This is a genomic window from Pseudoxanthomonas sp. USHLN014 (genome assembly GCF_037153335.1).
GTDB classification, from domain to species: domain Bacteria; phylum Pseudomonadota; class Gammaproteobacteria; order Xanthomonadales; family Xanthomonadaceae; genus Pseudoxanthomonas_A; species Pseudoxanthomonas_A winnipegensis.
Genome location: NZ_JBBCKO010000006.1, coordinates 269,255 through 276,443, shown reverse-complemented (window position 1 = coordinate 276,443; position 7,189 = coordinate 269,255). Strand labels below are relative to the sequence as shown.

Genomic DNA, 7,189 nt, shown 5'->3' with positions numbered 1-7,189 from the left:
GAAGACGACCGTGACCGGCGTGGAAATGTTCCGCAAGCTGCTGGACCAGGGCCAGGCGGGCGACAACGCGGGTCTGCTGCTGCGCGGCACCAAGCGTGACGACGTGGAGCGCGGCCAGGTGCTGGCCAAGCCGGGTTCGATCACCCCGCACACCGAGTTCGAGGCCGAGGTGTACGTGCTGTCCAAGGACGAGGGTGGCCGTCACACGCCGTTCTTCAAGGGCTACCGTCCGCAGTTCTACTTCCGCACCACCGACATCACCGGTGCGATCGAGCTGCCGGAAGGCACCGAGATGGTGATGCCGGGCGACAACGTGAAGATGAAGGTCACGCTGATCAACCCGGTGGCGATGGACGAAGGCCTGCGCTTCGCGATCCGCGAGGGTGGCCGTACCGTCGGCGCCGGCGTGGTGGCCAAGATCATCAAGTGACGATCTGACCCCTGCGCGCCCAAGGCGCGCAGGGCTTTGTCAGATCGTCATCCCCGCGAAAGCGGGGATCCGCCGCTCCGATGAAGTACACTGCGCGCCCCGGCCAGCCCGGGACCAGGTAATAAAGCAACACCGCAATACCCGCCGGCCCCTCCCTGGGAGGTGTGGCCGGCCTACCGCGAAAAGAGGTGCAGGAAGCGCCTCGTGTTCGCCAGATAAGGATGTTGAACGTGTGAACCGGTGGCGCGAAAAGGCGACTTTTCGCGTCTCCATGCGTCCGGGTTGTTGACGGGCGTAGTTGACGCGTTCTATACTCTTTCGTCTGGGCAGGCCGTTCATCGGTCTGCCTTGTTTTTCAGGAAGATTCCCGGGCCCTCGCGGCCCCGGCGCGTCCCCCGGCAAGGGGTGACTCAAGGCGCAGGGACTTCGAGAAAAAAGCTTGTGGACCATTACCGGGGCAAGGCATCCCAGAGGCCGCGCCCGTCGCTCTTTCAACACAGGAAACCGTCATGGCGGACCAGAAGATCCGTATCAGGCTCAAGGCCTACGATCATCGCCTGATCGATCGCTCGGCGAGCGAGATCGTCGAAACGGCCAAGCGGACCGGCGCGCAGGTGCGCGGCCCGATCCCGCTGCCGACCAAGATTGAACGCTACACCATCCTGGTGTCGCCGCACGCCGACAAGGATGCGCGCGACCAGTACGAGACCCGTACGCACAAGCGCGTGCTGGACATCGTCGATCCCAACGACAAGACCGTCGACGCGCTGATGAAGCTCGAGCTGGCGGCTGGCGTTGACGTCCAGATCAAGCTGACCTAAAGGCACCGACCATGACTGCGAAGAAATATTCGTTGGGCATCGTTGGCCGCAAGGCCGGCATGACCCGGGTGTTCACCGAAGATGGCAAGTCCATCCCGGTCACCCTGATCGAAGCCACCCCGAACCGCATCACCCAGATCAAGACCTCCGAGACCGACGGCTACAGCGCCGTGCAGGTCGCCGTGGGTTCGCGCCGCGCTGCGCTGATCACCAAGCCGGTCGCCGGTCACCTGGCCAAGGCCAAGGTCGAAGCCGGTCGCGGCCTGTGGGAGCTGCGCGTGGAAGCCGACAAGATCGGCGACTTCAGCGTCGGCGGCGAGATCAAGGCCGACATCTTTGAAGTGGGCCAGAAGGTCGACGTCCAGGGCGTGACCAAGGGCAAGGGCTTCCAGGGCACGATCAAGCGCTGGAACTTCCGCATGGGCGACGCCACCCACGGTAACTCGCTGTCGCATCGCGCGCCGGGTTCGCTGGGCCAGCGTCAGACCCCCGGCCGTGTGTTCCCGGGCAAGAAGATGTCCGGCCACATGGGCGCCGTGCAGCAGAGCACGCAGAACCTGGAAGTCGTCCGCGTGGACGCCGAGCGCGGCCTGATCGCCGTCCGCGGCGCCGTGCCGGGTGCGCCGGGTGGTGACGTGATCGTGCGTCCGGCGAGCAAGGCATAAGGAGAACCAACATGGAACTCGCCATTAACGGCAGCGCCAACAAACTGTCGGTCTCCGACGAAGTGTTCGGTCGCGAATTCAGTCAGGACCTGGTGCACCAGGTCGTCGTCGCCTATCGCAACGCCGGTCGTGCGGGCACCAAGGCCCAGAAGACCCGTGCGGAAGTCAACGGCACCACCAAGAAGTCGAAGAAGCAGAAGGGCGGCGGCGCGCGTCATGGCGCCCTGACGGCCCCGATCTTCGTCGGCGGCGGCGTGACCTTCGCGGCCAAGCCGCGTAGCTTCGACCAGAAGGTCAACCGCAAGATGTACCGCGCCGCGATGAAGGCCATCCTGAGCGAGCTGGCTCGCCAGGACCGCCTGACCGTCGTCGACGCCTTCAACGTCGATGCCTCCAGCACCAAGGGCCTGGTCTCCAAGCTCAAGGAACTGAACGTCGGCAAGCGTCCGCTGATCGTCACCGAGGATGCTTCGGAGCACCTGTATCTGTCCGCTCGCAACCTTCCCTACGTGGAAGTGCGCGACGTCCAGGCGCTGGATCCGGCGTCGCTGGTCGGTGCCGACACTGTCGTGATCACCGCCGATGCGGTGAAGAAGATCGAGGAGTGGCTGGCATGATCAGCAACGAGAAAATCTTCAGCGTGCTGCGCGCTCCGCGCGTGTCCGAAAAGACTGCACGTCTGCAGGAAGTAAGCAATCAGTACGTCTTCGAAGTCTCGAACGACGCCACCAAGGCCGATGTCAAGGCCGCGGTCGAGCAGCTGTTCGACGTCAAGGTCGAGGCCGTCAACGTGGTGAACGTCAAGGGCAAGAACAAGTCCTTCCGTAACCGCGGTGGCCGTCGCGGCGACTGGCGCAAGGCGTATGTGCGTCTGGCCGACGGCCAGGCCATCGACGTGTCGGCCACGGCCTGAGGTAGACCCACATGCCATTGATGAAATTCAAACCCACTTCCGCCGGCCGCCGTTCGGCCGTGCGCGTGGTGACGCCCGACCTGCACAAGGGTGCTCCGCACGCTCCGCTCCTGGAGAAGCAGAGCAAGTCCGGCGGTCGCAACCACCACGGTCGCATCACCACCCGTCATATCGGTGGTGGTCACAAGCAGCACTACCGTGTCATCGACTTCAAGCGCGACAAGGTCGGCATCCCGGCCCGTGTCGAGCGCATCGAGTACGACCCGAACCGCACCGCGCACATCGCGCTGCTGTGCTACGTCGACGGTGAGCGCCGCTACATCATCGCGCCCAAGGGCCTGAAGGCCGGCGACCAGGTGATCGCGGGCCGCGACGCCCCGATCCGCACCGGCAACACCCTGCCGCTGCTGAACATCCCGGTCGGCACCACGGTGCACTGCATCGAGCTGAAGGTCGGCAAGGGCGCCCAGATCGCCCGCGCCGCCGGCGCCTCGGTCCAGCTGGTCGCGCGCGAGCAGGGCTTCGCCACGCTGCGCCTGCGTTCGGGCGAAATGCGCAAGGTTCCGGCCGAGTGCTGCGCCACCATCGGCGAAGTCGGCAACGACGAGCACAGCCTCGAGAAGCTGGGCAAGGCCGGTGCCAAGCGTTGGCGCGGCGTGCGTCCGACCGTTCGCGGTGCGGCCATGAACCCGGTCGACCACCCGCACGGTGGTGGTGAGGCCAAGGCCGGCCAGGGCAACCCGCATCCGGTCACCCCGTGGGGCGTGCCGACCAAGGGTTACAAGACGCGCCATAACAAGCGCACGCAGCAATTCATCGTCCGCGATCGTAGGGGCTAATCGACCATGGCACGTTCACTCAAGAAAGGCCCGTTCGTCGATCACCACCTGGTCAAGAAGGTGGAGGCTGCGGCCGGTAGCAAGCGCCCGATCAAGACCTGGTCGCGTCGCTCCATGATCCTGCCGGAGATGGTGGGTTTCACCATCGCCGTGCACAACGGCAAGAACCACGTTCCGGTGCTGGTCAACGAGAACATGGTCGGCCACAAGCTCGGCGAGTTTGCCGTCACCCGGACCTTCAAGGGTCACGGTGGCGACAAGAAAGCCGGCGGCAAGAAGTAAGGAGAGATGACAGTGGAAGCGAAAGCCATCCTGCGCACCGCGCGCATCTCCCCGCAGAAGGCCCGCCTGGTCGCCGACCAGGTGCGTGGCCTGTCGGCCGAGCGCGCCGTCAACCTGCTGAAGTTCTCGGACAAGAAGGCTGCCCACCTGATCAAGAAGGTGGTGGAGTCGGCGATCGCCAACGCCGAGAACAACCAGGGCGCCGACGTCGACGAGCTGAAGGTCCAGACCATCATGGTCGACGAGGGCCCGACGCTGAAGCGTTTCATGGCCCGCGCCAAGGGCCGCGGCACGCGCATCCTCAAGCGCACCAGCCATATCACCGTGGTGGTTGGCGAAGGCAAGGGCAAATAAGACTATGGGCCATAAAGTACATCCGACCGGTATTCGCCTGGGCATCGCCAAGGACTGGAATTCCAAGTGGTACGCCAACAAGCGCGAGTACGCCAGCTACCTAGCCGCTGACCTCAAGGTCCGCGAGATGCTCCGCAAGAAGCTGGCCCAGGCCGGGATCAGCAAGATCCTGATCGAGCGTCCGGCCAAGACCGCCCGCGTGACGATCCACACCGCCCGCCCGGGCGTGGTGATCGGCAAGCGCGGTGAGGACATCGAGAAGCTGCGCAAGGAAGTGAGCGATCTGATGGGCGTCCCGGCGCACATCAACGTCACCGAAGTGCGCAAGCCCGAGCTGGACGCCCAGCTGGTCGCCGAGTCCATCGCCCAGCAGCTGGAGCGCCGCATCATGTTCCGCCGTGCGATGAAGCGCGCGGTCGGTAACGCGATCCGCCTGGGTGCCCTGGGCATCAAGGTGAACGTCGCCGGCCGTCTGAACGGCGCCGAGATCGCCCGTTCCGAGTGGTACCGCGAAGGCCGTGTGCCGCTGCACACCCTGCGCGCCGACATCGACTACGGCTTTGCCGAGGCGAAGACCACCTACGGCATCATCGGCATCAAGGTGTGGGTCTACAAGGGCGAAGTGTTCGACTTCAGCCAGGTGGGTCAGGAGAAGCAGGACGACGCGCGCCCCGAGCGCAGCGAACGTCCGTCGCGCCCGTCCCGCGATCGTGATGCGAGGTAACGGCAATGTTGCAACCCAAGCGAACCAAATACCGCAAGATGCACAAGGGCCGTAACGAAGGCCTGAGCTGGAGCGGAAATCTCGTCTCGTTCGGCGAGTACGGCCTGAAGGCCACCGCGCACGGTCAGCTGACCGCGCGCCAGATCGAGGCCGCGCGCCGTTCCATCAGCCGCTACGTCAAGCGCGGCGGCAAGATGTGGATCCGCGTGTTCCCCGACAAGCCCATCACCAAGAAGCCGATCGAGGTCCGCATGGGCTCCGGTAAGGGCAATGTGGAGTACTGGGTGGCCCAGATCCAGCCGGGCCGCATGATCTATGAAATCGAGGGCGTGGACGAGGCAACGGCACGCGAGGCGTTCCGCCTGGCCGCCGCCAAGCTCTCGGTCACCACCACTTTCGTGACCCGGACGGTGCGCTAATGGCTATCAAGGAACTCCGCGAGAAGTCTGCCGACGAGCTGAACGCCCATCTGGGCGAGCTGCGCAAGGAGCAGTTCTCCCTGCGCATGCAGAAGGCGACCGGCCAGCTGCCGAAGACCCACGAAACCCGCCGGGTCCGCCGCGAGATCGCTCGCGTCAAGACCCTGCTCGGCAGCAAGAAGTAAGGACCGCCGACATGAGTGATAACGAACAGAAAACGCAGCGCACGATCGAAGGTCGTGTCGTCAGCAACAAGATGGACAAGACGGTCACCATTCTGGTCGAGCGTCAGGTCAAGCACGCGCTGTACGGCAAGTACATCAAGCGCTCGACCAAGCTGCACGCCCACGACGCCGACAACGCCTGCAACGAAGGCGACCTGGTCCGCGTGGTGGAGATCGCGCCGCTGTCCAAGACCAAGAACTGGCGCGTGGTCGAGATCGTCGCCCGCGCGGCCGAATAAGAGGAGTCCTGAATCATGATCCAGATGCAGAGCTATCTCGATGCGGCCGACAACTCCGGTGCCAAGGAGCTGATGTGCATCAAGGTGCTGGGCGGCTCCAAGCGCCGTTACGCCGGCATCGGCGACATCATCAAGGTGACCGTCAAGGACGCGATCCCGCGTGGCAAGGTCAAGAAGGGCGAGGTCTATGACGCCGTGGTCGTGCGTACCCGCAAGGGTGTGCGTCGCGCCGACGGTTCGCTGATTCGCTTCGACGGCAACGCCGCCGTCCTGCTGAACAACAAGCAGGAGCCGATCGGCACCCGTATCTTCGGACCGGTGACCCGCGAACTGCGCTCCGAGAAGTTCATGAAGATCGTCTCGCTCGCACCCGAAGTGCTGTGAGCGGAGGAAATCACAATGGCTAACCGTATCAAGAAGGGCGACCAAGTGGTCGTCATCACCGGCAAGGACAAGGGCAAGCAGGGCGATGTGCTGCGCGTGGATGGCGACCGTGTGGTCGTGTCCAACGTGAACATCGTCAAGCGCCACACCAAGCCGAACCCGCAGGCGGGTGTCGCCGGCGGCGTCGTCGAGCGCGAAGCCTCGATCCATATCTCCAACGTCGCCTTGTTCAATGCCGCTTCCGGCAAGGGCGAGCGCGTTGGCTTCAAGGTGCTGGAGGATGGACGCAAACTGCGTGTGTTCCGCTCCAGCGGTGAGGCGCTCGACGCCTGAGGAATGAGGTCATGACCACTCGTCTCGAAAAAATCTACAAGGAAGAGGTCGTCCCGGCCTTGACCAAGAAGTTCGGCTACTCCAACCCGATGGAGGTCCCCAGGCTCACCAAGATCACCATCAACATGGGTGTGGGTGAGGCTGCGACCAACAAGAAGATCCTGGAGAACGCCGTCGCCGACCTGGCCAAGATCTCCGGCCAGAAGCCGGTCACGACGAAGTCGCGCGTCTCGGTCGCGTCCTTCAAGATCCGTGACGGCTGGCCGATCGGCTGCAAGGTGACCCTGCGTCGCGCCCACATGTACGAATTCCTGGACCGCCTGATCAGCATCTCGCTGCCGCGCGTGCGCGACTTCCGTGGCGTGTCCGGCCGGTCGTTCGACGGCCGCGGCAACTACAACATGGGCGTGAAGGAACAGATCATCTTCCCGGAAATCGACTTCGACCAGGTCGACGCGGTCCGCGGCATGGATATCGCCATCACCACCACCGCCAAGACCGACGCCGAAGCCAAGGCGCTGCTCGAAGCGTTCAAGTTCCCGTTCCGCAACTAAGTCGAGGA

The 7,189-nt window shown here is 64.2% G+C and carries 15 protein-coding genes; all 15 read left to right on the top strand.

The window, feature by feature from the left end:
• Nucleotides 1–430, top strand: a 430-nt coding sequence (locus tag WFQ05_RS13290) for an EF-Tu/IF-2/RF-3 family GTPase (protein ID WP_337054182.1), incomplete at its 5' end; no start/stop codon positions are given.
• 509 nt (nt 431–939) lie between these two features.
• Nucleotides 940–1,251 (top strand): 30S ribosomal protein S10, encoded by a 312-nt coding sequence (rpsJ, locus tag WFQ05_RS13285; RefSeq protein ID WP_014161383.1) that lies wholly within the window; start codon nt 940–942, stop codon nt 1,249–1,251.
• Nucleotides 1,252–1,262: 11 nt separating this feature from the next.
• Entirely contained in the window at nt 1,263–1,916 is a 654-nt protein-coding gene (rplC, locus tag WFQ05_RS13280) for a 50S ribosomal protein L3 (RefSeq protein ID WP_130523413.1), read from the top strand.
• Nucleotides 1,917–1,927: 11 nt separating this feature from the next.
• A complete protein-coding gene (rplD, locus tag WFQ05_RS13275; RefSeq protein ID WP_130523414.1) occupies nt 1,928–2,533 on the top strand; it encodes a 50S ribosomal protein L4 in 606 nt (201 codons plus the stop codon).
• On the top strand, nt 2,530–2,829 hold the full coding sequence (gene rplW / locus WFQ05_RS13270) for a 50S ribosomal protein L23 (protein WP_130515969.1): 300 nt from the start codon (nt 2,530–2,532) through the stop codon (nt 2,827–2,829). Before rplD ends, rplW begins: the two co-directional genes overlap by 4 nt.
• 11 nt (nt 2,830–2,840) lie before the next feature.
• The gene (rplB, locus tag WFQ05_RS13265) at nt 2,841–3,668 is read left to right on the top strand and encodes a 50S ribosomal protein L2 (protein ID WP_130515971.1); all 828 of its coding nucleotides are present in this window, start codon (nt 2,841–2,843) and stop codon (nt 3,666–3,668) included.
• 6 nt (nt 3,669–3,674) lie between these two features.
• Complete coding sequence (rpsS, locus tag WFQ05_RS13260; RefSeq protein ID WP_130515973.1) at nt 3,675–3,950, top strand: 30S ribosomal protein S19; 276 nt, start codon at nt 3,675–3,677, stop codon at nt 3,948–3,950.
• 12 nt (nt 3,951–3,962) lie between these two features.
• Complete coding sequence (gene rplV / locus WFQ05_RS13255) at nt 3,963–4,304, top strand: 50S ribosomal protein L22 (protein WP_130515975.1); 342 nt, start codon at nt 3,963–3,965, stop codon at nt 4,302–4,304.
• Between the two features lie 4 nt (nt 4,305–4,308).
• Nucleotides 4,309–5,028 carry a 30S ribosomal protein S3 gene (gene rpsC / locus WFQ05_RS13250; protein ID WP_130515977.1) on the top strand — a complete coding sequence of 240 codons (720 nt, stop codon included), beginning with the start codon at nt 4,309–4,311 and terminating at the stop codon, nt 5,026–5,028.
• 5 nt (nt 5,029–5,033) lie between these two features.
• The gene (gene rplP / locus WFQ05_RS13245; protein ID WP_130515980.1) at nt 5,034–5,447 is read left to right on the top strand and encodes a 50S ribosomal protein L16; all 414 of its coding nucleotides are present in this window, start codon (nt 5,034–5,036) and stop codon (nt 5,445–5,447) included.
• Nucleotides 5,447–5,632 carry a 50S ribosomal protein L29 gene (rpmC, locus tag WFQ05_RS13240; RefSeq protein WP_093135061.1) on the top strand — a complete coding sequence of 62 codons (186 nt, stop codon included), beginning with the start codon at nt 5,447–5,449 and terminating at the stop codon, nt 5,630–5,632. Before rplP ends, rpmC begins: the two co-directional genes overlap by 1 nt.
• A gap of 11 nt (nt 5,633–5,643) precedes the next feature.
• Entirely contained in the window at nt 5,644–5,910 is a 267-nt protein-coding gene (rpsQ, locus tag WFQ05_RS13235; RefSeq protein WP_130515982.1) for a 30S ribosomal protein S17, read from the top strand.
• Between the two features lie 15 nt (nt 5,911–5,925).
• The gene (gene rplN / locus WFQ05_RS13230) at nt 5,926–6,294 is read left to right on the top strand and encodes a 50S ribosomal protein L14 (protein WP_014161372.1); all 369 of its coding nucleotides are present in this window, start codon (nt 5,926–5,928) and stop codon (nt 6,292–6,294) included.
• 15 nt (nt 6,295–6,309) lie between these two features.
• Nucleotides 6,310–6,627, top strand: coding sequence for a 50S ribosomal protein L24 (gene rplX / locus WFQ05_RS13225; protein WP_130515984.1), 318 nt, complete (start codon nt 6,310–6,312; stop codon nt 6,625–6,627).
• An 11-nt stretch (nt 6,628–6,638) separates the two neighbouring features.
• Nucleotides 6,639–7,181, top strand: a complete 543-nt coding sequence (rplE, locus tag WFQ05_RS13220) for a 50S ribosomal protein L5 (protein WP_130515986.1) — start codon at nt 6,639–6,641, stop codon at nt 7,179–7,181.
• Nucleotides 7,182–7,189: the final 8 nt, after the last annotated feature.

Excerpts from the sequence above, each read along its gene's own strand:
- rpsJ (WP_014161383.1), top strand. The coding sequence starts at position 940 with ATGGCGGACCAGAAGATCCGTATCAGGCTCAAGGCCTACGATCATCGC.
- rplC (WP_130523413.1), top strand. The coding sequence starts at position 1,263 with ATGACTGCGAAGAAATATTCGTTGGGCATCGTTGGCCGCAAGGCCGGC.
- rplD (WP_130523414.1), top strand. The coding sequence starts at position 1,928 with ATGGAACTCGCCATTAACGGCAGCGCCAACAAACTGTCGGTCTCCGAC.
- rplW (WP_130515969.1), top strand. The coding sequence starts at position 2,530 with ATGATCAGCAACGAGAAAATCTTCAGCGTGCTGCGCGCTCCGCGCGTG.
- rplB (WP_130515971.1), top strand. The coding sequence starts at position 2,841 with ATGCCATTGATGAAATTCAAACCCACTTCCGCCGGCCGCCGTTCGGCC.
- rpsS (WP_130515973.1), top strand. The coding sequence starts at position 3,675 with ATGGCACGTTCACTCAAGAAAGGCCCGTTCGTCGATCACCACCTGGTC.
- rpsC (WP_130515977.1), top strand. The coding sequence starts at position 4,309 with ATGGGCCATAAAGTACATCCGACCGGTATTCGCCTGGGCATCGCCAAG.
- rplP (WP_130515980.1), top strand. The coding sequence starts at position 5,034 with ATGTTGCAACCCAAGCGAACCAAATACCGCAAGATGCACAAGGGCCGT.
- rpmC (WP_093135061.1), top strand. The coding sequence starts at position 5,447 with ATGGCTATCAAGGAACTCCGCGAGAAGTCTGCCGACGAGCTGAACGCC.
- rpsQ (WP_130515982.1), top strand. The coding sequence starts at position 5,644 with ATGAGTGATAACGAACAGAAAACGCAGCGCACGATCGAAGGTCGTGTC.
- rplN (WP_014161372.1), top strand. The coding sequence starts at position 5,926 with ATGATCCAGATGCAGAGCTATCTCGATGCGGCCGACAACTCCGGTGCC.
- rplX (WP_130515984.1), top strand. The coding sequence starts at position 6,310 with ATGGCTAACCGTATCAAGAAGGGCGACCAAGTGGTCGTCATCACCGGC.
- rplE (WP_130515986.1), top strand. The coding sequence starts at position 6,639 with ATGACCACTCGTCTCGAAAAAATCTACAAGGAAGAGGTCGTCCCGGCC.